This window comes from Pseudomonas fluorescens NCIMB 11764, from assembly GCF_000293885.2.
GTDB classification, from domain to species: Bacteria; Pseudomonadota; Gammaproteobacteria; order Pseudomonadales; family Pseudomonadaceae; genus Aquipseudomonas; species Aquipseudomonas fluorescens_B.
The window spans coordinates 730,087-751,962 of the sequence record NZ_CP010945.1; the positions used below are offsets into that span (position 1 = coordinate 730,087).

At 59.3% G+C, this 21,876-nt stretch carries 21 protein-coding genes and 1 pseudogene; 9 read left to right on the forward strand and 13 right to left on the reverse strand.

The window, feature by feature from the left end:
• Window position 1: 1 nt before the first annotated feature.
• Window positions 2-388, reverse strand: coding sequence for a gamma-glutamyl-gamma-aminobutyrate hydrolase family protein (locus B723_RS31855; RefSeq protein WP_238588304.1), 387 nt, complete (start codon window positions 386-388; stop codon window positions 2-4).
• A 278-nt stretch (window positions 389-666) separates the two neighbouring features.
• Here B723_RS31855 and B723_RS03400 point away from each other — a divergent pair, with 278 nt between their 5' ends.
• Both B723_RS03400 and B723_RS03405 read left to right on the forward strand, forming a co-directional pair.
• Window positions 667-2,043 carry a glutamine synthetase family protein gene (locus B723_RS03400; protein WP_017341358.1) on the forward strand — a complete coding sequence of 459 codons (1,377 nt, stop codon included), beginning with the start codon at window positions 667-669 and terminating at the stop codon, window positions 2,041-2,043.
• A gap of 263 nt (window positions 2,044-2,306) precedes the next feature.
• Window positions 2,307-2,945 (forward strand): TetR/AcrR family transcriptional regulator, encoded by a 639-nt coding sequence (locus B723_RS03405; RefSeq protein WP_017341359.1) that lies wholly within the window; start codon window positions 2,307-2,309, stop codon window positions 2,943-2,945.
• A gap of 187 nt (window positions 2,946-3,132) precedes the next feature.
• Here the strand turns inward: B723_RS03405 and B723_RS03410 are convergent, their stop codons facing one another.
• From B723_RS03410 to B723_RS03450, 9 genes are all read right to left on the reverse strand, one after another.
• Window positions 3,133-3,348 carry a TOBE domain-containing protein gene (locus B723_RS03410; RefSeq protein ID WP_003229256.1) on the reverse strand — a complete coding sequence of 72 codons (216 nt, stop codon included), beginning with the start codon at window positions 3,346-3,348 and terminating at the stop codon, window positions 3,133-3,135.
• 33 nt (window positions 3,349-3,381) lie between these two features.
• Window positions 3,382-4,188: an aliphatic sulfonates ABC transporter ATP-binding protein gene (gene ssuB, locus B723_RS03415; protein WP_017341360.1), complete on the reverse strand. Its 807-nt coding sequence runs from the start codon at window positions 4,186-4,188 to the stop codon at window positions 3,382-3,384.
• Window positions 4,185-4,967: an aliphatic sulfonate ABC transporter permease SsuC gene (gene ssuC, locus B723_RS03420; RefSeq protein WP_017341361.1), complete on the reverse strand. Its 783-nt coding sequence runs from the start codon at window positions 4,965-4,967 to the stop codon at window positions 4,185-4,187. Before ssuC ends, ssuB begins: the two co-directional genes overlap by 4 nt.
• 8 nt (window positions 4,968-4,975) lie before the next feature.
• Complete coding sequence (gene ssuD / locus B723_RS03425) at window positions 4,976-6,124, reverse strand: FMNH2-dependent alkanesulfonate monooxygenase (RefSeq protein ID WP_017341362.1); 1,149 nt, start codon at window positions 6,122-6,124, stop codon at window positions 4,976-4,978.
• Between the two features lie 25 nt (window positions 6,125-6,149).
• The gene (locus tag B723_RS03430; protein ID WP_017341363.1) at window positions 6,150-7,115 is read right to left on the reverse strand and encodes a sulfonate ABC transporter substrate-binding protein; all 966 of its coding nucleotides are present in this window, start codon (window positions 7,113-7,115) and stop codon (window positions 6,150-6,152) included.
• Window positions 7,116-7,217: 102 nt separating this feature from the next.
• A complete protein-coding gene (gene ssuE, locus B723_RS03435) occupies window positions 7,218-7,811 on the reverse strand; it encodes an NADPH-dependent FMN reductase (protein WP_017341364.1) in 594 nt (197 codons plus the stop codon).
• A gap of 216 nt (window positions 7,812-8,027) precedes the next feature.
• Window positions 8,028-8,666, reverse strand: a complete 639-nt coding sequence (locus B723_RS03440) for a peroxiredoxin (RefSeq protein WP_017341365.1) — start codon at window positions 8,664-8,666, stop codon at window positions 8,028-8,030.
• Between the two features lie 293 nt (window positions 8,667-8,959).
• Entirely contained in the window at window positions 8,960-10,327 is a 1,368-nt protein-coding gene (locus B723_RS03445) for an OprD family porin (protein ID WP_017341366.1), read from the reverse strand.
• A gap of 374 nt (window positions 10,328-10,701) precedes the next feature.
• Window positions 10,702-12,027 (reverse strand): OprD family outer membrane porin, encoded by a 1,326-nt coding sequence (locus B723_RS03450; RefSeq protein ID WP_017341367.1) that lies wholly within the window; start codon window positions 12,025-12,027, stop codon window positions 10,702-10,704.
• Window positions 12,028-12,440: 413 nt separating this feature from the next.
• On the opposite strand from B723_RS03450, the pseudogene tauA reads away from it, so the two are divergent.
• Window positions 12,441-12,692, forward strand: a pseudogene (gene tauA, locus B723_RS03455) (taurine ABC transporter substrate-binding protein); the annotation flags it as partial.
• Between the two features lie 154 nt (window positions 12,693-12,846).
• Here tauA and argA read toward each other — a convergent pair.
• The gene (gene argA, locus B723_RS03460; RefSeq protein ID WP_017341369.1) at window positions 12,847-14,145 is read right to left on the reverse strand and encodes an amino-acid N-acetyltransferase; all 1,299 of its coding nucleotides are present in this window, start codon (window positions 14,143-14,145) and stop codon (window positions 12,847-12,849) included.
• A gap of 182 nt (window positions 14,146-14,327) precedes the next feature.
• Entirely contained in the window at window positions 14,328-15,491 is a 1,164-nt protein-coding gene (gene argE / locus B723_RS03465; protein WP_017341370.1) for an acetylornithine deacetylase, read from the reverse strand.
• 156 nt (window positions 15,492-15,647) lie between these two features.
• Between argE and B723_RS03470 the strand changes: the two genes are divergently transcribed.
• On the forward strand, window positions 15,648-17,015 hold the full coding sequence (locus B723_RS03470; protein WP_017341371.1) for an inorganic triphosphatase: 1,368 nt from the start codon (window positions 15,648-15,650) through the stop codon (window positions 17,013-17,015).
• Window positions 17,016-17,128: 113 nt separating this feature from the next.
• On the opposite strand, the gene B723_RS03475 is transcribed toward B723_RS03470, so the two are convergent.
• The gene (locus B723_RS03475) at window positions 17,129-17,599 is read right to left on the reverse strand and encodes an Lrp/AsnC family transcriptional regulator (RefSeq protein ID WP_017341372.1); all 471 of its coding nucleotides are present in this window, start codon (window positions 17,597-17,599) and stop codon (window positions 17,129-17,131) included.
• Window positions 17,600-17,725: 126 nt separating this feature from the next.
• Here B723_RS03475 and B723_RS03480 point away from each other — a divergent pair, with 126 nt between their 5' ends.
• From B723_RS03480 to B723_RS03500, 5 genes are all read left to right on the forward strand, one after another.
• Complete coding sequence (locus tag B723_RS03480; RefSeq protein ID WP_017341373.1) at window positions 17,726-18,064, forward strand: hypothetical protein; 339 nt, start codon at window positions 17,726-17,728, stop codon at window positions 18,062-18,064.
• A gap of 90 nt (window positions 18,065-18,154) precedes the next feature.
• Window positions 18,155-19,939: a GspE/PulE family protein gene (locus tag B723_RS03485; RefSeq protein WP_017341374.1), complete on the forward strand. Its 1,785-nt coding sequence runs from the start codon at window positions 18,155-18,157 to the stop codon at window positions 19,937-19,939.
• A 108-nt stretch (window positions 19,940-20,047) separates the two neighbouring features.
• Window positions 20,048-20,968 (forward strand): SPFH domain-containing protein, encoded by a 921-nt coding sequence (locus B723_RS03490; RefSeq protein WP_008150402.1) that lies wholly within the window; start codon window positions 20,048-20,050, stop codon window positions 20,966-20,968.
• A gap of 8 nt (window positions 20,969-20,976) precedes the next feature.
• Window positions 20,977-21,426, forward strand: a complete 450-nt coding sequence (locus B723_RS03495; RefSeq protein ID WP_017341375.1) for an NfeD family protein — start codon at window positions 20,977-20,979, stop codon at window positions 21,424-21,426.
• 68 nt (window positions 21,427-21,494) lie between these two features.
• A complete protein-coding gene (locus B723_RS03500) occupies window positions 21,495-21,812 on the forward strand; it encodes a DUF2388 domain-containing protein (protein ID WP_017341376.1) in 318 nt (105 codons plus the stop codon).
• Window positions 21,813-21,876: the final 64 nt, after the last annotated feature.

Consider the following 21,876-nt stretch of genomic DNA (forward strand, 5'->3'; position numbering starts at 1 on the left):
CTTATAAGTCAGGCGTTGTTTGACGCGTGGGCGTCGCTTGGTACAGATTGCCATTGCAATTGCCGCGCACAACCACCCACTCGGGTAATGGCAGGGTGAGCAAGAGAGGATCAGGGCGTGCAGAATCATGAGCAGCGGCCGACACGTTGCACGGGCTGCCAAGGTAAAACGGTTCTATATTGGAAGGACAAGCCGTAAAGAGAATGTCGTGCGGACCGTCCAGAATATCGGACGGAGCCAGCCGGTTCGCCGGGGAAAGAGAAGTCGACGACACGCCTTGGGCAACACGGGCCCTGGCGTGGACGTAACGATCGCCACTGATGTGATAAGCATGCAGACCGATCTGCCTGGAGCAGATGGTGACGCCGATTAACGGCAGGCGAGACATGAAGCACCCCGGTATTATTGCTGTTATGGGTTTGAATCGAGCTTAGCCTTGTTCATTTTTTTACACAACACCCCCGTAAAAAATACAACACGGCCCGCTCAAACCCGCGGCCGGTAAAGCGCTCAAAGGCATAAAAACGCCCCAAAGTGCCTCAAAAAAGCCTCATGGGCGCTTTTTTAGGGCAAAAAAGGCCTCGCTTGACTTCGGCATGCCGTTCGGGTTGACTGAAACCCGAAGAGATCAATGATTGATATTTTTAACAACAAAGGTGTTGCATCATGTCGGTACCCCCGCGTGCCGTTCAGCTTAACGAAGCGAACGCGTTCCTTAAGGAACATCCTGAGGTTCTGTACGTTGACCTTCTGATTGCGGATATGAATGGTGTGGTGCGCGGCAAGCGCATTGAACGCACCAGTCTCCACAAGGTTTACGAGAAAGGCATCAACCTGCCGGCCTCTCTATTTGCTCTGGATATCAATGGCTCGACGGTGGAAAGCACCGGCCTGGGCCTGGACATCGGCGATGCTGACCGAATCTGCTATCCAATCCCTGACACCCTGTGCAATGAGCCCTGGCAGAAGCGCCCGACCGCGCAACTGTTGATGACCATGCACGAACTCGAAGGTGACCCTTTCTTCGCCGATCCTCGCGAAGTCCTGCGTCAGGTCGTGACCAAGTTCGACGAGATGGGCCTGACCATCTGCGCCGCCTTTGAGCTTGAGTTCTACCTGATCGACCAGGAAAACGTGAACGGTCGTCCGCAACCTCCACGTTCGCCCATTTCCGGCAAACGCCCGCATTCGACTCAGGTGTACCTGATCGACGACCTCGACGAATACGTCGACTGCCTCCAGGACATTCTGGAAGGTGCGAAAGAGCAAGGCATCCCTGCCGACGCGATCGTCAAGGAGAGTGCCCCGGCGCAGTTCGAAGTGAACCTGCACCACGTGGCCGACCCGATCAAGGCCTGCGACTACGCGGTCCTGCTCAAGCGACTGATCAAGAACATCGCCTACGACCATGAGATGGACACCACCTTCATGGCCAAGCCTTACCCGGGCCAGGCGGGCAACGGTCTGCATGTACACATTTCGATTCTTGATAAAGATGGCAAAAACATTTTTGCCAGCGAGGATCCCGAGCAGAACGCCGCACTGCGTCACGCGATCGGCGGTGTGCTCGAGACCCTGCCGGCGCAGATGGCTTTCCTCTGCCCGAACGTCAACTCCTACCGTCGTTTCGGCGCACAGTTCTACGTGCCGAATTCGCCGTGCTGGGGCCTGGACAACCGCACCGTAGCGATCCGCGTGCCGACCGGTTCTTCCGATGCCGTGCGCATCGAGCACCGTGTAGCCGGTGCCGACGCCAACCCGTATCTGTTGATGGCTTCGGTCCTGGCAGGCGTGCACCACGGCCTGACCAACAAGATCGAGCCGGGCGCACCCGTGGAAGGCAACTCCTACGAGCAGAACGAGCAAAGCCTGCCGAACAACCTGCGCGATGCGTTGCGCGAGCTGGACGACAGCGAAGTCATGGCCAAGTACATCGATCCGAAGTACATCGATATCTTCGTGGCCTGCAAGGAAAGTGAGCTGGAGGAGTTCGAACACTCCATCTCCGACCTTGAGTACAACTGGTATCTGCATACCGTTTAAGCGGTTGCAGTAAAAACAACGCCGCCGGCTATTGAAGCCTGCGGCGTTTTTTTATGGCCAACATCAAACCTGTGGCGAGGGAGCTTGCTCCCGCTGGGTTGCGAAGCGGCCCCAAAACAGTCAATGAGGTGTGTCTGACAGAACCGTATCGCTGTTACAGGGAGTCCTTCGGCCTCCAACGGGAGCAAGCTCCCTCGCCACAGGGGATATGGAACATCTGCCCGCTCTGCGTACAATGCCCGCTGCCCCGCAGGAGGACTCCAATGACGCGCACCGCCACCATTCGCAAACCCCGCGCCCGCAGCCAGGCCCGGATCGATTCGATACTCGATGCCGCCCGCACGCTGCTGGCTGCCGAAGGTGTGGCCAGCCTGTCGATCTACAGTGTCGCCGAACGCGCGGAGATCCCGCCCTCCTCCGTCTACCACTTTTTCGCCAGTGTCCCGGCCCTGCTCGAAGCGCTGACCGCCGACGTCCACGCCGCTTTCCGCGCCTGCCTGCAAGCGCCCATCGACCACGGCGCCCTCGACGGCTGGCGCGACCTGTCGCGGCTGGTGGAACAACGGATGCTCGCGATCTACGACGAGGACGCCGCCGCCCGCCAGTTGATCCTCGCCCAGCATGGCCTGACCGAAGTCACCCAGGCTGACCGTCAGCACGACATCGAATTGGGCGACCTGATGCACAAGCTGTTCGATCATCACTTCGAACTGCCGACGCTGCCGACAGACGTTGATGTGTTTGCGCTGGCCATGGAATTGGGGGATCGGGTGTATGCACGCTCGGTGCAACAGCATGGGCAGATTACGCCGCGCATGGCCGAGGAAGGGATGCGGGTGTTTGATGCGTATCTGGGGTTGTATTTGCCGCCGTATCTGCCGAAGCGCGCCGTTTCAGCCTGATCTCTATGGCGGCTGCGACGGCCTCATCGCGAGCAGGCTCGCACAGCGAATACAGCATTTGTGGACCACAACAATCCCTGTGGGAGCGAGCCTGCCCGCGATGGCAGCACCGCCGAACTCACTGATTCTCATCCATGAAAAACCCCGAAGGGCTCACACCCTCCGGGGTGGCTCGACATGCACACGATCACAACTTGGCGATCGACACCTCGGTGGATTTCACAAACGCAATCACTTCGCTCCCGACCACCAATTCCAGCTCCTTGACCGAACGGGTGGTGATCACCGAAGTGACAATGCCGGAAGCGGTCTGCACGTCGATTTCCGACAGCACGTCACCCAGGACGATTTCCTTGATCGAGCCTTTGAACTGGTTACGAACGTTGATGGCCTTGATAGTCATGATGTTGATTCCTGTCGTTGGATGAGGCTTGAGTTATTGAGCCCAACGCAATTGCGTAGGCAAGGGTGAAACAGGTTCAGGTTCCGGCGGTTCGCCGGGCAGTGCGAGGACGCGATTGAGGACTTCGGTTTCCAGCGCCGCCAGCCGATGCGAACCCCGAACCCGAGGCCGCGGCAGCTCCACGTGCAGGTCGAGACCGACTTCGCCCTCTTCGATCAGGATCACCCGATCGGCAATCGCCACCGCTTCGCTGACATCGTGGGTCACCAGCAACACGGTAAAACCGTGCTTCTGCCAGAGCCGTTCGATCAGCTGCTGCATTTCAATTCGGGTCAGGGCATCCAGTGCACCCAGCGGTTCGTCGAGCAACAGCAACCGCGGTTGATGGATCAGCGCGCGGGCCAGGGCCACACGTTGCTTCTGGCCACCGGACAGCGCCGCGGGCCAGTCATTGGCGCGATCTGCCAGGCCGACTGACTCCAGCGCTTCCAAGGCTTGCGGACGCCAGTGGCCCTTGAGCCCGAGGCCGACGTTGTCGATGACCTTTTTCCATGGCAGCAAACGCGCTTCCTGGAACATCAGCCGAGTGTCTTCCCTCGCATCGCCCAGCGGTGCGGAACCGGCGCGCAATTCACCACCCGTGGGTTTGTCGAGACCGGCGAGCAACCGCAGCAAGGTACTTTTGCCACAACCGCTGCGCCCCACCACGGCGACGAACTGGCCGGCCGGAATGTGCAGATCGATCTCACGCAGTACCTGCCGCGAGCCGAAGGTTTTTTGCAGCCTGCGCACCACCAGCGGAATACCGCGCAGCAGGCGTGGAGGTTGTTGAGCGGTCATGCTGCACCTCCCTTGGCAACCTGATACGCCGGATGCCAGCGCAGCCAGACGCGCTCAAGTCCACGGGCTGCGAGGTCGGCGAGTTTGCCGAGCACCGCATACATCAGGATCGCCAGCACCACCACGTCGGTCTGCAAAAACTCCCGGGCATTCATCGCCAGGTAACCGATGCCCGCACTCGCGGAAATGGTTTCAGCGACGATCAAGGTCAGCCACATGAAGCCCAGCGCAAAACGCACGCCGACCAGAATCGAAGGCAATGCACCCGGCAGGATCACCTGACGGAACAGCCTGAAACCGGACAAGCCATAGCTGCGTGCCATCTCCACCAGCGCCGGATCGACGTTGCGAATGCCGTGATAGGTGTTGAGGTAGATCGGGAACAACGTGCCCAGCGCCACCAGAAAAATCTTCGCCGACTCATCGATGCCGAACCACAGGATCACCAGTGGAATCAGCGCCAGGTGTGGCACGTTGCGGATCATCTGCACCGAACTGTCGAGCAGGCGTTCGCCCCACTTCGACAGACCGGTGATGAAGCCCAGCGCCAGTCCGATGCTGCCGCCAAGGGTGAAGCCCAGCGCCGCACGCCAGCCGCTGATCGCCAGGTGCGTCCAGATTTCGCCGCTGCGTACCAGGCTCACGCCGGCCTCAATCACCGCGATCGGCGCCGGCAGGATCCGTGTCGACAACCAGCCCGCCGACACTGACAACTGCCACACCGCCAACAGCAAAACCGGCAACACCCAGGGCGCAAGGTTGTGGATGATTTTCTTCATGGCGCGCCTCAGCTCCGGGGCGCGGCTTTGGGAAGAATGTCGTTGGCGACCATCTCGCCGAACGGACTGACGTAACCGGCGCTTTTCGGCAGCTCGGGGCGCTCGATATCGAGATGCGGGAACAGCAATTCCGCGACGCGGTAGGACTCTTCGAGGTGCGGATAGCCGGAAAAAATGAAGGTGTCGATGCCCAGGTCCGCGTATTCCTTCACGCGTGCGGCCACGGTCGGACCGTCGCCGACCAACGCGGTGCCAGCACCGCCACGCACCAGACCGACGCCCGCCCACAGGTTGGGGCTGACTTCCAGGTTGTCGCGGCTGCCGCCATGCAATGCCGCCATGCGTTGCTGGCCGACGGAATCGAAGCGCGCCAGTGAAGCCTGGGCACGGGCGATCGTGTCGTCGTCCAGATGCGAGATCAGTCGGTCCGCCGCTTGCCAGGCTTCGGCATTGGTTTCACGAACGATCACATGCAGGCGAATCCCGAAGCGCACCGTGCGGCCAAGCTTCGCGGCTTTAGCGCGAACCTGTTCGATTTTCTCGGCAACAGCGGCCGGTGGCTCGCCCCAGGTCAGGACCATTTCCACTTGCTCTGCCGCGAGGTCCTGCGCCGCTTCCGAAGAGCCGCCGAAGTACAGCGGCGGACGCGGTTGCTGGATCGGCGGATAGAGCAACTTGGCGCCCTTCACGCTGATGTGCTGACCGTCGTAATCAACGGTTTCACCTTCCAGTACACGACGCCAGATGCGGGTGAATTCCACCGAGGCTTGATAGCGTTCTTCGTGCGTCAGGAACAAACCGTCGCCGGCCAGTTCTTCCGGATCGCCACCCGTCACCAGGTTGAACAACGCACGACCGCCGGACAGGCGATCCAGTGTCGCGGCCTGACGCGCGGCCACCGTCGGGGAAATGATCCCGGGGCGTAGTGCGACAAGGAATTTCAGACGCTGGGTCACCGGGATCAGCGACGCCGCCACCAGCCACGAGTCTTCGCACGAGCGGCCGGTGGGAATCAGCACCCCGCCGAAGCCCAGGCGATCCGCCGCTTGCGCAACTTGTTGCAGGTAACCGTGATCGACGGCGCGAGCGCCCTCGGCGGTGCCAAGGTAATGGCCGTCGCCGTGGGTAGGCAGGAACCAGAAGATATTGAGGCTCATGGAGTGGTCTCCTTGGGGAATCGAATTACTGCGCGTTGGCGACGGCCGCCGGTGGCGTCCAGATCACGTCTTTGATGCTCAGCGGCTTCGGAATCAGCTTGAGCTGATAGAAGCTGTCGGCAATTTTCTGTTGGGCGGCGACCACTTCAGGAGTCAGGAACAGGGCGCCGTAGCCCTGGCGTTTCACCGAGGTCAGGGTGATGTCCGCCGGCAGGCCAAGCAGTGGCGAAACCTGTTGGGTCACGTCTTCCGGGTTGGCCTTGGACCACTCGCCGACGGCGCGCACTTCTTCCACGAGGGTCTTGATGACCTCAGGATTTTTCTGTGCGTAGGGTTTGGTCGCCAGGTAGAACTGATGGTTGTCGACGATGCCTTGGCCATCGCGCAGGGTGCGCGCTTGCAGCTGTTGTTCGGCGGCGGCCTGGTACGGGTCCCAGATCACCCAGGCGTCGACGCTGCCACGTTCGAACGCGGCTCGGGCATCGGCCGGGGGCAGGAAGACGGTCTGGATGTCGGTGTATTTGAGGCCGGCGTCTTCCAGCGCGCGAACCAGCAGGTAGTGAACGTTGGAGCCTTTGTTCAGGACGACTTTCTTGCCCTTGAGGTCCTTCACCGATTTGATTGGCGAGTCTTTCGGCACCAGGATCGCTTCGCTGTGGGGCGCTGGCGGTTCGTAGGCGACGTAGAGCAGATCGGCACCCGCCGCTTGAGCGAATACCGGAGGCGTTTCGCCGGTGACACCGAAGTCGATGGAGCCGACATTCAGCCCCTCAAGCAGCTGCGGGCCGCCGGGGAATTCAGTCCATTGCACATCCACGCCTTGGGCGGCGAGGCGTTTTTCCAGCGTGCCTTTGGCTTTGAGCAGCACCAGCGTGCCGTACTTCTGATAACCGATCCGAAGGGTCTCGGCTTGAGCTTGAGTAATGGCGCCGAAGGACACAGCCGCAGCAAACAGAGCGACCAGACCACGACGCAAAATGACAGTGCGCATAGCGCTCTCCTTTTTGCAGTTGGGTTTTGGCTGCACCTGCTTGGCCGTTGACGGCTGAGTAAGGTGAGTACTTCAGAATTCAGGTGTGGCTTGAGTGCAGGCTTAAATGCTCCAGCGAGCACTCAACAGACGTTCATTCAACAGGTTCGGATCGAGCGGCTTCGGCCGTCGCGCCATGGCGCTGAAAAACAGCTCCAGGGATTCGTTCAAACGTTCTTCCAGCTCTGGCGCCAGTTGCGCTTGTGCGCTGCCTTCACCGTAAGCGATCTGGCTGTCCGCAGCGAAAATCCCGTGGAGCATTTCCTGGGCCTTCAACGCCGACAACACCGGTTTGAGTGCGTAATCCACCGCCAGCATGTGGGCGATGCTGCCGCCGGTAGCCATCGGCAAAACCACTTTGTGGGCCAGGGCGCGTTCGGGCAGCAGGTCCAGTACGGTTTTCAGTGCGCCGGAGAACGATGCCTTGTACACCGGCGTCGCGATCAGCAGGCCGTCGGCGTTTTCAATCTGTTGCAGCAGGTCGATCACCTTCGGGCTGTCGAAACGTGCGTGCAGCAAGTCTTCGGCCGGGAAGTCCCGCACCTGGTAACTCACCACCTCCACACCCTGTTCCTGCAACCAGCGTTGGGAGCGCTCCAGCAGCACCCCGGAACGGGAGCGTTGACTCGGACTGCCACCCAGTGAGACGACCAGCATTCAGACGATTCCTTGAACGGTGTTGGCGATTCGCCGTGTGCGATCTCGCTTCGATGAAGAGACCTTAACAGGCGAGTCATATATCTTTAAATCATATTTATTCATTTGGTTATTCGATACAGAGATATACGGCGCCGTGTTTTCCAGGCATAAAAAGGCCGTCGAAACGGCCTGAAATGCCTGTTCTTCGGATAACTTGAACCATGTGCTGAAGGTTTACTTGTTCGGTTGCGGCGTCAGACGCAGGTACGGCTTCACCGCGCGATAGCCCTTGGGAAAGCGTTTCTTGATTTCATCCGGGTCCTGCAGCGACGGCACGATCACCACTTCTTCACCGTCCTTCCAGTTGGCCGGGGTGGCCACCTTGTAGTTGTCGGTGAGTTGCAGCGAGTCGATCACCCGCAGGATTTCATGGAAGTTACGGCCGGTGCTGGCCGGGTAGGTGATGGTCAGCCGAACCTTTTTGTTCGGGTCGATCACGAACAGCGAACGCACGGTCAAAGTGTCGTTGGCGTTCGGGTGAATCAGGTCGTACAGGTCCGACACCTTGCGGTCAGCGTCGGCCAGGATCGGGAAGTTGACGGTCGTGTTCTGGGTTTCGTTGATGTCCTCGATCCACTTGTGGTGCGAGTCCACCGGGTCCACGGACAGCGCAATGGCCTTGACCCCGCGCTTGGCGAATTCATCCTTGAGCTTGGCGGTGAAGCCCAGCTCCGTGGTGCACACTGGGGTGAAGTCTGCCGGGTGGGAGAACAGCACGCCCCAACTATCGCCCAGCCATTCATGGAAACGGATGGTGCCGACGCTGGAATCCTGCTCGAAATCGGGGGCGATGTCGCCGAGTCTGATGCTCATGGTGGGCTCCTGATGAGTGTGATGTAGAACTCAACTGTAGCTCGTGTTGGGGATCATACAAAAAGAATATATATCTCGATTATTAGACCGAAAATGAATATTAAATAACTGTTCACTGGACCCGCCAATCCATCGCGACGACTATCGTTTCCAAGGTTCGAGAAGGCCTTGAGTTGCTGCAAAAGAGGGAAATCAGGGCGGGATTACGGGGGTGACCCCGCTCTGGAAACGCAAAAGCCCCGCCCGGCGTGATGCCGGGCGGGGCTTTTTTTTCAGCGGTTACGCGAGCGCTATTACAACAGCGGGATCGAGTAGCTGACGATCAGGCGGTTTTCGTCCTGGTCGCGTTGACCTGGGATGTCGTTGCGCCAGGTAGCGTTTTTCCACATCAGGCCCAGGTTTTTCAACGGGCCTTCCGGTACGACGTAACCAATGGTCAGGTCGCGTTCCCACTCGGAGCGGCCAGTAGCGTTGACGTTGACTTGGCGGGCGCCTACTTTACCGGAGGTGTCGATGTTATCGCCACGCAGGTAAACCACACCGGCGGTCAGGCCAGGAACGCCAACCTTGGCGAAGTCGTACGAGTAGCGAGCTTGCCATGTACGTTCACCGGCACGGGCGAACTTGGCGATCTGCATGTCAGTGGTGATGTAAGCCGACGAACCGTCACCTTGGTTAAGCCAAGGGAAGTCGCTGTTACCGTTGCTGACCTGGTAGCCACCACCGAAGGTATGACCTGAAACGGAGTACAGGAACAAGCCGCTGTACAGGTTGTTGTCAACCTTGCCTTTGGTGATGCCAGTGCCGTAGTCACCGGTGGTGTAGTAGGCAGAGTCATGGCCATTAGCGCCATCATCACGGCTGTTGAAGTAACGGAAGTCAGACTTCAACACACCCGGACCGATTGCCCAGTTGTGAACCAGACCCAGGAAGTGCTGCTTGTAGAAATCTTCCAGGTTGCCGTAGTAGTACTGGGCAGTCAGGTCTTTGGTGATTTTGTAGTCACCGCCACCATAGATGAACTTGTTGCTGTCCCGACCGGCTGCGGTGTGAGCGTTGGCACCCGCAATCGACAACTCTTCGTTGTTGCTGGAGTTACGGCCCTTGGCGTGCTCGATCTGACCACCAACCAGTGTCAGGTCCTTGATGTCGTTCGTAGTGATCTGACCACCCTGGAAGGTTTGCGGCAGCATGCGACCGTCGTTGGTCACGATAACCGGCAGTTTTGGCTGCAGGGTGCCCAGCTTCAGTTCGGTCTGGGAGATCTTGGCTTTGGCAGTCAGGCCCAGGCTGGAGAAGTTATCAACCGCTTCGCCGTTGGATTTGCTTGGGAAAACAGTGCCGCCGTACGAAGTTGCCGTGGCGCCGTTGGTACCGCCGCCGGAATCCAGACGCACGCCCAGCAGGCCGATCGCGTCGATACCAAAGCCGACGGTGCCTTGGGTGTAGCCGGAGGTGTAGCGCAGATCGAAGCCTTGGCCCCACTCTTCTTGCTTGTTCTGAGCCTTGGCAGCTTTGGTATCGCCGTCACGGTTATCGGTATTGATGTAGAAGTTACGCAGCCCCAATGTAGCCTTGCTGTCTTCGATGAAACCGGCGGCGCCTGCCTGCTGCGCCAAAACCCCTACGGCCACAGCCAGGGCCAAAGTGGACTTGTTCATTGTTTCGCTCCTCTCGTTTCTAATTTTTTCGGTCCTGAGTCGAATGCTCTGGATCCTGAAATGCGCGTGTGCCGCTGTCCGCGATCCGCACGCCACTCAACCGAAGGCTCTAAGTCAACGGTCTGACTGCGGAAAATGGGCCGGCATGGTAAACGGAAAAAACTCAATTCATTCTTTTTTAATGCCGTACGGGAATAAAAGACGGCATTTTGATCGCCAAGGGACACTAGTATCGGCCCCGACGGGATTCACTTTAGGGATTTATCTTAAAAGCTAAAAAGAATATTAAATTACTGATCAATACCTAATTCGAATATTAAAAAGAACGCAAAAAAAAGCCCCGCCGACCGGCGAGGCTCTCTTCGCGAAGCTTGTTACATGAAGCTGTAGGTGTAGTTGAAGATCAGACGGGTCTGGTCTTGGGCGGTGATGTTGTCGCCGCGATAGGTACCGTGACGCAGTGTTGTGCCAAATCCTTTAAGCGCACCTGTTTGAATTACGTAATCCACACGCAGGTCGCGCTCCCACTCGGTCAGGTCTTTACCCACACCATTGGACGCTTTGATGTTCTCGCCACGCAGATAGACGGCCGACGCCTTCAGGCCCGGAACCCCCAGAGAGGCGAAGTCATAAGTGTACTGACCGAAGGTGGTGTTTTCGCCTGCACGGACGAAACCGTTGATCATCGAGTCAGTGAACAGATAGAAGCTGGCGCCCGCCGCCCCTTCGTTGCGACCATTGCCATCGACCACGCTGCCCTGGTTCAGATATACGAAACCGCCGTCGTCGCTGACACGCTGGTGACCGACCAGGAAAGCACTGCCACCCAAGGTGTAAGTGAACATGGCGCTCCAGGTCGTGTTATCAACCTCGCCTGGGGTCTTGGCGTAGCCGTTGTTGTTGTTGAAGCGATAACCCGCATCACCATTCTTGCCGTCGGAGCTGCTGTCGAAGTAGCGCAGGTCGGTCTTGAAAGACTGGTTGTTGCTGATCGGGAAGACGTGCACGAGGCCGAAGAAGTTTTGCTTGTAATAATCTTCCAGGTTCGCGTGGTAGTACTGCAGCGTCAGGTCCTTGGTAACCTTCCAGTCAGCACCGGCGTAACGGAACTGGTTGCTTTCTTCGGTACCGCCAGCCACTGCCAGGCCGGTGGTGTTCGAGGATGCGCGACCCGCTGCATGCTCAAGTTGACCGACGTTGAACGTGAAGTTGTCGATCTCCTTCGAGGTGATGGTGCCACCCTCGAAAGTCTGTGGAAGCAGACGGCTGTCGTTCGCGACCAGGATCGGCATGTTGGGTTGCAGCGCGCCACCCAAGTGGGCCTCGGTTTTCGAGAATCGCGCTTTGACGTTACCCGCTACGCGGCTCCATGGGTCGGATGCCGAGCCGTCGCTGTCGCTTGGGAAAAAGTTGCTGTTGTCCGGGTGATGACCACGACCACCGTCCAGATGGATGCCCACCAGCGCCTGGGCGTCAAAACCAAACCCAACTAAGCCTTGAGTGAAACCGGACAGGTAATCGAACTTGAAGCCTTGAGCGGTTTCGCGCTGATCGTTGGCAGTCCCTTCGCGGGTATCAGCGTTGTAATACATCGTCCGAGAACTGACGGAAGCCTTGCTGTCTTCGATGAAACCGGCGGCGCCTGCCTGCTGCGCCAAAACCCCTACGGCCACGGCCAAGGCCAAGGTGGACTTGTTCATTGTTAAGCTCCTCTCGTTTCTAATTCTTGTAGTCCTGGTCCTGAGTTCAAACGCTCGGGATCCTAGGATTGGCGATTAGCGCCAGACCGTGACCTACAAGTCAATCGTAACTATCTGTGTCTACGACCATGGTCTAATCCCCGTCAATTCGGTCCATGCGGGTTTATGACGTCGCCATAAACCTAAAAAGAAGTCTGTGCTTCTTTTTCATACCCTTTGGGAATGAGCTCGCTGAAAAAACCCTTCCAAAGCTAATTCCCAAAAGGTATTTAATTTTATTTTTTTAGATGAATTGGGTTTAAAAACCCGTTTTCAATCTCATCGAAAGCAACGCCATGACGGCCAAGCGCGCACTATCCAGATCAATTGTTACAGTTTGTGTATCGGTGTTATTTCTTTGAGTGCTCCAAACCAGCTGGACCGCTGATTCGGTACCGGTGCAGAAAATCGCCAAACTGACCGGTGCCAATACCGCCGATGTGCCGGAACTGCTGGCCGGTTCGGCTTTCCCGGACGCGAAGGCACAGGAGACCACCGCGCTGCTGGACAGCGGCACGGCGAAGGCCATGGGTGAGACGGCGAAGTTCTTGAAGGAACAAGGGAAGGTTGAGACGGTGCTGCCAGATTACTCGCCGTATATCAGCGCGAAATTCGTCACCGAGTAACACACAAACCCTGTGGCGAGGGAGCTTGCTCCCGCTGGGCTGCGCAGCAGCCCCAAAACAGGCAAACGCGTTATGTCTGACTTATCGCGTTGCCGGGTTTGGGTGCCCTTCGGCCCCCAGCGGGAGCAAGCTCCCTCGCCACAAAAGCCTGCGGTTACAGGGCTTTTTCGAAGATCTTCGAATTACGCTGATAGTTGTACAGCGACGCCCGCGCCGACGGCAGGCGCTCGACGCTGCTCGGCACGAAGCCACGCTCACGGAACCAGTGGGCGGTCCGGGTGGTGAGGACGAACAGCGTCTTCAACCCCTGAGCCCGAGCGCGGGTTTCGATCCGCTCCAACAGCTCATCCCCACGGCCACCATGCCGGTACTCCGGGTTCACCGCCAGGCACGCCAGCTCCCCCGCATCCGAATCGGCAATCTGATACAGCGCCGCACACGCGATGATCATGCCTTCGCGCTCGACCACACTGAACTGCTCGATTTCGCGCTCCAGCACTTCGCGCGAACGACGCACCAGAATCCCCTGCTCTTCCAGCGGGCTGATCAGGTCCAGCAGACCGCCAACGTCTTCAATCGCGGCTTCACGCACGACTTCGAATTGTTCCTGCGCCACCAGCGTACCACCACCGTCACGGGTGAACAGTTCGGTCAACAGTGCGCCGTCCTCGACGTAACTGACGATATGACTGCGCGCCACGCCGCCACGGCAAGCTTCAGCCGCAGCGTCCAGCAATTCGCCCTGATAGTTATTGCCCAGACGCTGCAAATGCGCCGGCACTTGCTGCGGACGCAGTTCACGCACCAGACGCCCGTTTTCATCGATCAAACCCAGGTCGGCACCGAACAGCAGCAGTTTATCGGCCCCCAGATCAATGGCCGCGCGGGTCGCCACGTCTTCACACGCGAGGTTGAAAATCTCACCGGTCGGCGAGTAACCCAACGGCGACAGCAACACGATGGAGCGCTCGTCCAGCAGGCGATTGATGCCTTTGCGGTCAACCCGGCGCACTTCGCCGGTGTGGTGATAGTCGACGCCTTCGAGCACACCGATCGGCCGTGCGGTCACCAAGTTGCCGCTGGCGACCCGCAGGCGCGAGCCCTGCATCGGCGACGAAGCCATGTCCATCGACAGCCGTGCTTCGATGGCAATGCGCAGCTGGCCGACGGCATCGATCACGCACTCGAGGGTCGCCGCATCGGTGATGCGCATCCCGTGGTGGTAATGCGGGGTCAGGCCACGCGCGGCCAGGCGGGTTTCGATCTGCGGGCGGGAGCCGTGAACCAGCACCAGTCGCACGCCGAGGCTGTGCAGCAGCACCAGGTCGTGGACGATATTGCCGAAGTTCGGGTGCTCCACCCCGTCGCCGGGCAGCATGACGACGAAGGTGCAATCGCGGTGGGCGTTGATGTAAGGCGAAGCGTGACGAAGCCAATTAACGTATTCGGGCATGAACCTGGGCCTGTAAATAAATAGCAGCCAAAAAATGGGCGAAACGGAAAACGCACAGCGGGCTGATGGTTATCGTCGGAACAGGCTTGGCGACACGCGCGCTCTCCTCATGAATACGGGTTGGGGCATTGGCAATTTATACCTGTAGGAGTTGCCGAAGGCTGCGCCTACAAGGGTCGCGCTCAAGCCATTGGCGCTTGAGCCGGTGTCAGGCAGTAATGTTCGATCAGTTGCCGTAATAGATGCACGGTAGGCTGCAAACGTGACATTTCGAGGTATTCCCCCGGTTGGTGCGCGCAGGCAATGTCGCCCGGGCCTAACACCACTGTTTCGCAGCCAAGACGCTGAAGATAAGGCGCTTCGGTGCCGAACGCCACTGCTTCGGCGCGATGACCCGTAAGCTTTTCCGCGACGCGCACCAATTCGGCGTCCTCGGCCTGCTCGAAGGGCGGCACTTCGGGGAACAGCGGCGCGTAATCGATCTTTACCTGATGCCGTTCGGCAACCGGGTTGAGTTTCTTCAGAATCTCCGCGCGCAGCATCTTGGGGTCCATGCCCGGCAGCGGACGCAGGTCGAATTCCAGCGAGCACTGGCCGCAGATGCGATTGGGGTTATCCCCGCCATGGATGCAGCCGAAGTTCATGGTCGGCACCGGTACGCCGAACTGCGGATTACGGTATTCGCGCTGCCACAACAGGCGCAGCCCGCGCAGTTCGCCGATGGCATCGTGCATGGCTTCGAGAGCGCTATGACCGAGGCGCGGGTCCGAGGAATGGCCGCTCTGACCGAGGATGTCGATGCGCTCCATCATGATGCCTTTGTGCATGCGGATCGGTTTCAGTCCGGTCGGCTCGCCGATCACCGCCGCCCGGCCCAACGGGCGTCCTGCTTGAGCCAAGGCACGGGCACCGGACATCGAGCTTTCTTCATCGCAAGTGGCGAGGATCAGCAACGGCTGTTTGAACGGCTGGTCGAGCAAGGGCTGGACGGCTTCGATGGCCAGGGCGAAAAAGCCTTTCATGTCGCAACTGCCCAGACCGACCCAGCGGCCATCGACTTCGGTCAGTTTCAGCGGATCGGTCTGCCATAGCGCGCCATCGAACGGCACAGTATCGCTATGTCCGGCAAGCACCAGACCACCGGGGCCGGAACCGAAACTGGCCAGCAGATTGAATTTGCCGGGGCTGACCTGCTGGATATCGCAGGCAAACCCCAGGTCGCCGAGCCACGTCGCCAGCAAATCGATCACTGGACGGTTGGATTGATCGAGGCTGGCCTGGGTACAACTGACCGACGGCGTGGCAATCAGCGCAGCGAACTGATCTTTCATGGACGGCAAAGGCATCGCTGACTCCAACTCGCGAATTGAAGTCCATCATAGAACCATCCGGCGACAGGAATAAACCGTCGCGGCACCTAGGAACGTTCACTCCTGTACACTGCACGACCTTGGCAGCCACACATTCCCCCGGCTGCGCTCCCGATCCTGGATTTTCCGGCCATGCAGAAAGAAACCGAAATCAAACTCCGCGTCAGCCGCGAAACCCTCGCCGCCCTGCGCGAGCACCCGCTCCTGAAAAAACGCAACAAAAGTGGCTGGGAACGCCGTGAACTGATGAACCAGTACTTCGACACGCCTGAGCGTGACCTGGCCCGCGCCAAGGTTGCCCTGCGCCTGCGCCGCGATGGCGAAGAAGTGATCCAGACCCTCAAGACCCGTGGCCAGAGCGTCGCCGGTTTGTCCGAGCGTAACGAATACGACTGGAACCTGCCCAAAGCCAAGCTCGACGTGAAAAAACTCGATGGCGAATGCTGGCCTGAAGAGCTGGCCGAGCTGGACAAGAAAACCCTCAAGCCGATTTTCACCACCGATTTCGTCCGCGAACGCGCCGAAATCGCCTGGGGCCGTGGCAAGACCAAAGTGGTGATCGAAGCCGCGCTGGACCTGGGCCACGTCGTTGTCGGCAAGCAGAAAGAAGAAATCTGCGAACTGGAGCTGGAGCTACGCGAAGGCGAACCGGCCGCACTGCTGGAACTGGCCGCCGAACTGGCCGCGACCCTGGCCCTGATGCCGTGTGACATCAGCAAGGCCGAACGCGGTTACCGCTTGTACGACGCCAACAGCTATTCGTTGAGCCTGCCGGCGCCGCAGATCAGCGCCGAAATGCCGCTGGACGACGCGTTCGCCGCGTTGAGCTGGCATTTGCTGAGCAGCAGCCAGCGTCTGGCCGAGCAATATCGCTTCAACGGCCACTGGCGTCTGTTGCAGGACTGGGTCGAAAACCTTGCCGAATTGCGCGCCCTGCTGAGCAGCCTGGGCCAGGCCGCCCCGCGTCAGTCGACACACGACCTGCGCCTCGCACTGGATGCGTTGCTCGAAGACTGGCGCCCTCTGGTACAGGCCGGTCAGGACGACGAAGACGTGCGTAAAGCCGCGCCGGAGCAGTTCCTCGAAGAACTCGAAGACCCGCGCTGGGGCCTGTTCTCGCTGAATACCTCGCGCTGGTTGCTGGCCCGCACCTGGGCCGCCGATCGCAATGTTCGCGGCAATCGCCAGGGCGCTGCGCAATTGGGTAGCTGGCTGCCGCGCTTGCTGGGTGAAGAAGCGACCTCCCTGCAGTTGCAGCGTTACCAGCAGCAGCCGGAAGATCTGGCCGAGCAACTGCCGCGCATCGAGCGCATCCAGGCCTGGTTGCACCATGCCCGCAACGTGCTGGAGATCCCGGAAATGGATCGACTGTACGGCGAGCTGAAGCAGCTTGCGCAACTGGCCAACGAACCGATCACCGATGAATCGCTGGATGCGCGCAAGCAGCAGGCGATCGCGGTTTATCAGAACCGTGCCTGGAAGATGTTGCTGCGCATGTAAGTCCTTGTGGCGAGGGAGCTTGCTCCCGCTGGACTGCGCAGCAGGCCCATTTTCGGGGCCGCTCCGCTGCCCAGCGGGAGCAAGCTCCCTCGCCACAAAAACCCTCTGTCGAATCAGCGCAACACCGGCAAGCTGGTGGTCGACTTGATTTCCGACAACGCCACAATCGAGTTCACCTCCTGAATTCCCGGCACCATCGACAGCTTCTCGAAGAAAAACCGCTCATACGCCTCGATGTCCGCCGTCACGATCCGCAACAAGAAATCCACTGACCCCATCAGCACATAACACTCCAGCACTTCGGAAAAGCCGCGAATCGCCTCGGTGAACTCCGTGAAGTTCGAACGCCCATGGGCGTTGAGTTTGACCTCGGCAAAAATCTGCGTGTTGAGCCCGATCTTCTTCCGGTCCAGCAGCGTCACCTGACCGCGAATGATCCCCTCCTCCTTCATCCGCTGAATCCGCCGCCAGCAGGGCGACTGCGAAAGCCCTACCTGCTCGGCGATCTGCGCGCTGGAGAGCGAAGCGTCCTCTTGCAGCAACGCGAGAATCTTGCGGTCGTAGCCATCCAGTTCGCTTTGCATAGAAAAACCTGTAATCAATGTTTTGTTGAATCACATGATTCGATAGATCGCCAATAAGACCCATCATAGATAAGAAATACCCGGCATCGAATGTAAAAATTCCTCCAGTGATTTTGGAGACCGATCATGCCGCATCTCGAAGCCGTGAACACCCCGCCTACCCGCGCCGATGTCTGGAACGCCAGCAATGCCCACTGCCGCGTCCACTATCAATTGCTCGCCGAGGCAGAACCGGATCTGTTGTGCCGTGCGCTCAACCTGTTCGCGTTGCAATGCCTGACACCGCAACAGGTCAACGTGCAGCGCACGGACGATTGGCTGTCGCTCGACATCGTCATGGATGGGCTGAGCTGGCACCGAGCGCAAGTGATTGCGGAAAAATTACGTAACCTGATCAGCGTCTGTTCGGTAGAACTGCAAGCGGCTGATTTTGCGCGGGTTGAAGCGACTCAGGCGACGGGCTGAAAAAACCCGATACGGCTTCGTCGGGTAGTGGCCCAACGGTCAGCGGGTCCACGACTATCCTTTGCGAACTGTTGTTCACGAGGAGCCCGCATGTCCGTTCAACTCGCCATTCAGGACCGCTGGCTGGATCTCAATGATTTGCTGCGCGAACTGGTCGCCCAGGGCTTTATCAGCCAGGATTCGGCCGAGCACGCGCTCAACGCTCGCCGCCGTCACGCCGCCAATGGCCAGCTGCACCCGCTGGAGTTCATCGCCAGCCAGCAGCTGGACGACCTCAGTCGTCCCGGCAAACACCTTGACCTGGAAAGCCTGACGCTGTGGTTGTCGCAGCAGGCCGGCCAGCCCTACTTGCGCATCGACCCGCTGAAAATCAACGTCGCGGCCATTACGCCGCTGATGTCCTACGCCTTCGCGCAGCGCCACAAGATTCTCGCGGTGTCCATTGATCGCGACGCCGTGACCGTGGCCAGCGCCCAGCCCTATGTCAAAGGCTGGGAAGCCGACCTGACCCACGTTCTGAAGCTGCCGATCAAGCGGGTGGTGGCCAACCCGGTCGACATCCAGCGTTTCAGCGTAGAGTTTTTCCGCCTGGCCAAATCGGTCAGTGGCGCGACCAACAACGATCAACAGACCAGCACCCTGGGCAACTTCGAGCAACTGCTCAACCTCGGCGCCAGCGACCAGGAGCCGGACGCCAACGACGCGCACATCGTCAATATCGTCGACTGGTTGTTCCAGTACGCCTTCCAGCAGCGCGCCAGCGATATCCACATCGAACCCCGTCGCGAGCAAGGCACGGTGCGCTTTCGCATCGACGGTGTGTTGCACAACGTCTATCAGTTCCCGCCACAGGTGACCATGGCCATCGTCAGTCGGCTCAAGAGCCTGGGACGGATGAATGTCGCGGAAAAACGCAAACCCCAGGACGGTCGGGTGAAAACCAAGACGCCGGACGGTGGCGAAGTCGAGTTGCGGCTGTCGACGTTGCCAACGGCGTTTGGCGAAAAAATGGTCATGCGGATCTTCGATCCCGAAGTGCTGCTCAAGGACTTCGATCAGTTGGGCTTTTCCACGGATGATCTGCGCCGCTGGCAGGACATGACGAGTCAGCCCAACGGCATCATTCTGGTGACCGGGCCGACCGGCTCGGGCAAGACCACCACGCTCTACACCACCTTGAAGAAACTGGCGACGCCGGAGGTCAACCTCTGCACCATCGAAGACCCGATCGAGATGGTCGAGCCGGCGTTCAACCAGATGCAGGTCCAGCACAACATCGAACTGACCTTTGCCGCCGGCGTGCGCGCGCTGATGCGGCAAGACCCCGACATCATCATGATCGGCGAGATCCGTGATCTCGAAACGGCTGAAATGGCGATCCAGGCCGCGCTCACCGGTCACCTGGTGCTCTCGACGCTGCACACCAACGACGCGCCCAGCGCCATCAGCCGACTGCTGGAGCTCGGCGTGCCGCATTACCTGATCAAGGCCACGGTGCTCGGCGTCATGGCGCAGCGACTGGTCCGAACGTTGTGCCCGCACTGCAAGGCACCGCTGACGCTGAGTGAAGAAGACTGGCAAACCCTGACCAAACCCTGGCAGGCACCGCTGCCCGGCAATGCCCAGCGCGCCGTCGGTTGCCTGGAATGCCGCGACACCGGCTACCGTGGCCGCGCCGGGGTCTACGAAATCATGCAACTGACGGATGGCCTCAAAGCACTGATCAACCCCGACACCGATCTGCTGGCGATCCGGCGTCAGGCGTTCAAGGAAGGCATGCGCAGTCTGCGGCTGTCGGGTGCGCAGAAGGTAGCTGCAGGGTTGACGACAATCGAGGAGGTGCTGCGGGTGACACCGCAGAGTGAGCAGAAATGAAACCTTTTATGTCTCCTGATGATGCAAAGACCGACAAACGATTCTTATCCCCGAGCCGCGCCGTTACACTCCTGCGATCGCAACTTCAATGATCAACAGGGAATCGTTATGCAGATCGGTAGCGTGCTTTTACTTTTTGTCGGCCTGGTGGTCGCCATTCTGTTCATGGGCTTCAAGGTTGTGCCGCAGGGTTATCAATGGACGGTCGAGCGATTCGGCCGTTACACCAACACCCTCAAACCGGGCTTGAACATCATCATTCCAGTGATGGATCGTATCGGTCGCAAGATCAACGTCATGGAAAGCGTGCTGGACATTCCGCCTCAAGAGGTCATCACTGCGGACAACGCCACGGTGCAGATCGACGCCGTGTGCTTCTTCCAGGTGGTCAATACCGCCCAGGCGGCCTACGAGGTGAACAACCTCGAACACGCCATCCGCAACCTGCTGCAAACCAACATCCGGACCGTGCTCGGCTCCATGGAGCTGGACGCGATGCTCAGCCAGCGTGACGGGATCAACGAGAAACTGCTGCGCACCGTCGATGAAGCCACGGCGCCATGGGGCATCAAGATCACCCGGATCGAGATCAAGGACATCAGCCCGCCAGCAGACCTGATGGCGGCGATGTCGGGGCAGATGAAAGCCGAGCGGATCAAGCGTGCGCAAATTCTCGAAGCCGAAGGCCTGCGTGCCGCAGCGATTCTGACGGCCGAGGGCAAGAAACAGGCGCAGATCCTCGAGGCGGAAGGCGGTCGTCAGGCCGCGTTCCTCGAAGCCGAAGCCCGTGAGCGTCAGGCCGAAGCCGAAGCCCAGGCGACCAAAGTGGTGTCCGAAGCCATCGCCGGCGGCAACGTGCAAGCGGTCAACTATTTTGTCGCGCAGAAGTACATCGATGCGCTGGGCAAACTGGCCTCGGCCAACAACAGCAAAGTCATCCTGATGCCGCTGGAAGCCAGTTCGATGATTGGCGCGGTCGGCGGCATCGGCGAAATCGTTAAGGCCACGTTCGATAACAAGAAAGCCTGAGGCACGTTATGTGGGCATTCCTGCAGCATTTATCGTTCTGGGACTGGCTGGCATTGGGTACCGTGCTGCTGATTCTCGAAGTGTTTGGCGCTGGCGGCTATCTGCTGTGGATCGGCATGGCGGCCGCCGCTGTTGGCGTACTGACATTCGTAGCACCGGACATGTCCTGGGAACTGCAGTTTCTGCTGTTCGGCCTGCTCTCGATCGCTACCGCCCTGTATTGGTGGCGACGCCAGCGCAGCGCGGTGCGCCAGAGTGACGAGCCGAACCTCAACCTGCGTGGCCAGGAACTGATCGGCAAAACCTTTGTGGTGCATGAGTCGATTGTCGACGGGCGCGGAAAAATCAAAGTGGCTGATAGCGTGTGGATGGCCCGTGGCCCGGATGCCGTCATCGGGAGCCGTGTTCGGGTGACCGGACAGCAAGGCGCCATTTTGCTGGTGGAACCGGCTCAATGACCGGTGATGGAACTCGGCTGGGTACTTGGCAATCAAACGCCGTAGTTAACCCAGTGGAGTCACCCATCATGCGTTTCAAACTTGCTGTCGCTACCATCGCCGTGTTGTCCCTTCCAGTCGGTTCGGCGATGGCCGACAGCTTTTGGCGTAACGTCATCTCGTCCGGTGCAACCACCGGTTCGACTTACCTGACGTTCAAGGATCACAAGCTGATCATTGCCGCACAGGACGATGCCGGCAGTTTTGTTGCCAGTGACGGCGGCATCCGCGGCCCGTACCTGGAAGCCGCGATGCAAAAGGTTCGCGCCGACAACCCTGGCCTGCAGGCCACGGACATGGAACTGGCGAATGCGATCCTGGCAAAGAATGCCGTAGCGTCGGAATAAGTTTTACTGACGAACAAAAATGCCGCTCACATGAGCGGCATTTTTTTTGCCTCACAGGGTTACG

Excerpts from the sequence above, each read along its gene's own strand:
- argA (WP_017341369.1), bottom strand. The coding sequence starts at position 14,145 with ATGCCCGAATACGTTAATTGGCTTCGTCACGCTTCGCCTTACATCAAC.
- B723_RS31855 (WP_238588304.1), bottom strand. The coding sequence starts at position 388 with ATGTCTCGCCTGCCGTTAATCGGCGTCACCATCTGCTCCAGGCAGATC.
- B723_RS03480 (WP_017341373.1), top strand. The coding sequence starts at position 17,726 with ATGCCGCATCTCGAAGCCGTGAACACCCCGCCTACCCGCGCCGATGTC.
- ssuC (WP_017341361.1), bottom strand. The coding sequence starts at position 4,967 with ATGAAGAAAATCATCCACAACCTTGCGCCCTGGGTGTTGCCGGTTTTG.
- argE (WP_017341370.1), bottom strand. The coding sequence starts at position 15,491 with ATGCCTTTGCCGTCCATGAAAGATCAGTTCGCTGCGCTGATTGCCACG.
- B723_RS03445 (WP_017341366.1), bottom strand. The coding sequence starts at position 10,327 with ATGAACAAGTCCACTTTGGCCCTGGCTGTGGCCGTAGGGGTTTTGGCG.
- B723_RS03470 (WP_017341371.1), top strand. The coding sequence starts at position 15,648 with ATGCAGAAAGAAACCGAAATCAAACTCCGCGTCAGCCGCGAAACCCTC.
- B723_RS03400 (WP_017341358.1), top strand. The coding sequence starts at position 667 with ATGTCGGTACCCCCGCGTGCCGTTCAGCTTAACGAAGCGAACGCGTTC.
- B723_RS03410 (WP_003229256.1), bottom strand. The coding sequence starts at position 3,348 with ATGACTATCAAGGCCATCAACGTTCGTAACCAGTTCAAAGGCTCGATC.
- B723_RS03490 (WP_008150402.1), top strand. The coding sequence starts at position 20,048 with ATGCAGATCGGTAGCGTGCTTTTACTTTTTGTCGGCCTGGTGGTCGCC.
- B723_RS03430 (WP_017341363.1), bottom strand. The coding sequence starts at position 7,115 with ATGCGCACTGTCATTTTGCGTCGTGGTCTGGTCGCTCTGTTTGCTGCG.
- B723_RS03495 (WP_017341375.1), top strand. The coding sequence starts at position 20,977 with ATGTGGGCATTCCTGCAGCATTTATCGTTCTGGGACTGGCTGGCATTG.
- B723_RS03440 (WP_017341365.1), bottom strand. The coding sequence starts at position 8,666 with ATGAGCATCAGACTCGGCGACATCGCCCCCGATTTCGAGCAGGATTCC.
- B723_RS03485 (WP_017341374.1), top strand. The coding sequence starts at position 18,155 with ATGTCCGTTCAACTCGCCATTCAGGACCGCTGGCTGGATCTCAATGAT.
- ssuE (WP_017341364.1), bottom strand. The coding sequence starts at position 7,811 with ATGCTGGTCGTCTCACTGGGTGGCAGTCCGAGTCAACGCTCCCGTTCC.
- B723_RS03405 (WP_017341359.1), top strand. The coding sequence starts at position 2,307 with ATGACGCGCACCGCCACCATTCGCAAACCCCGCGCCCGCAGCCAGGCC.
- B723_RS03475 (WP_017341372.1), bottom strand. The coding sequence starts at position 17,599 with ATGCAAAGCGAACTGGATGGCTACGACCGCAAGATTCTCGCGTTGCTG.
- ssuB (WP_017341360.1), bottom strand. The coding sequence starts at position 4,188 with ATGACCGCTCAACAACCTCCACGCCTGCTGCGCGGTATTCCGCTGGTG.
- ssuD (WP_017341362.1), bottom strand. The coding sequence starts at position 6,124 with ATGAGCCTCAATATCTTCTGGTTCCTGCCTACCCACGGCGACGGCCAT.
- B723_RS03450 (WP_017341367.1), bottom strand. The coding sequence starts at position 12,027 with ATGAACAAGTCCACCTTGGCCTTGGCCGTGGCCGTAGGGGTTTTGGCG.
- B723_RS03500 (WP_017341376.1), top strand. The coding sequence starts at position 21,495 with ATGCGTTTCAAACTTGCTGTCGCTACCATCGCCGTGTTGTCCCTTCCA.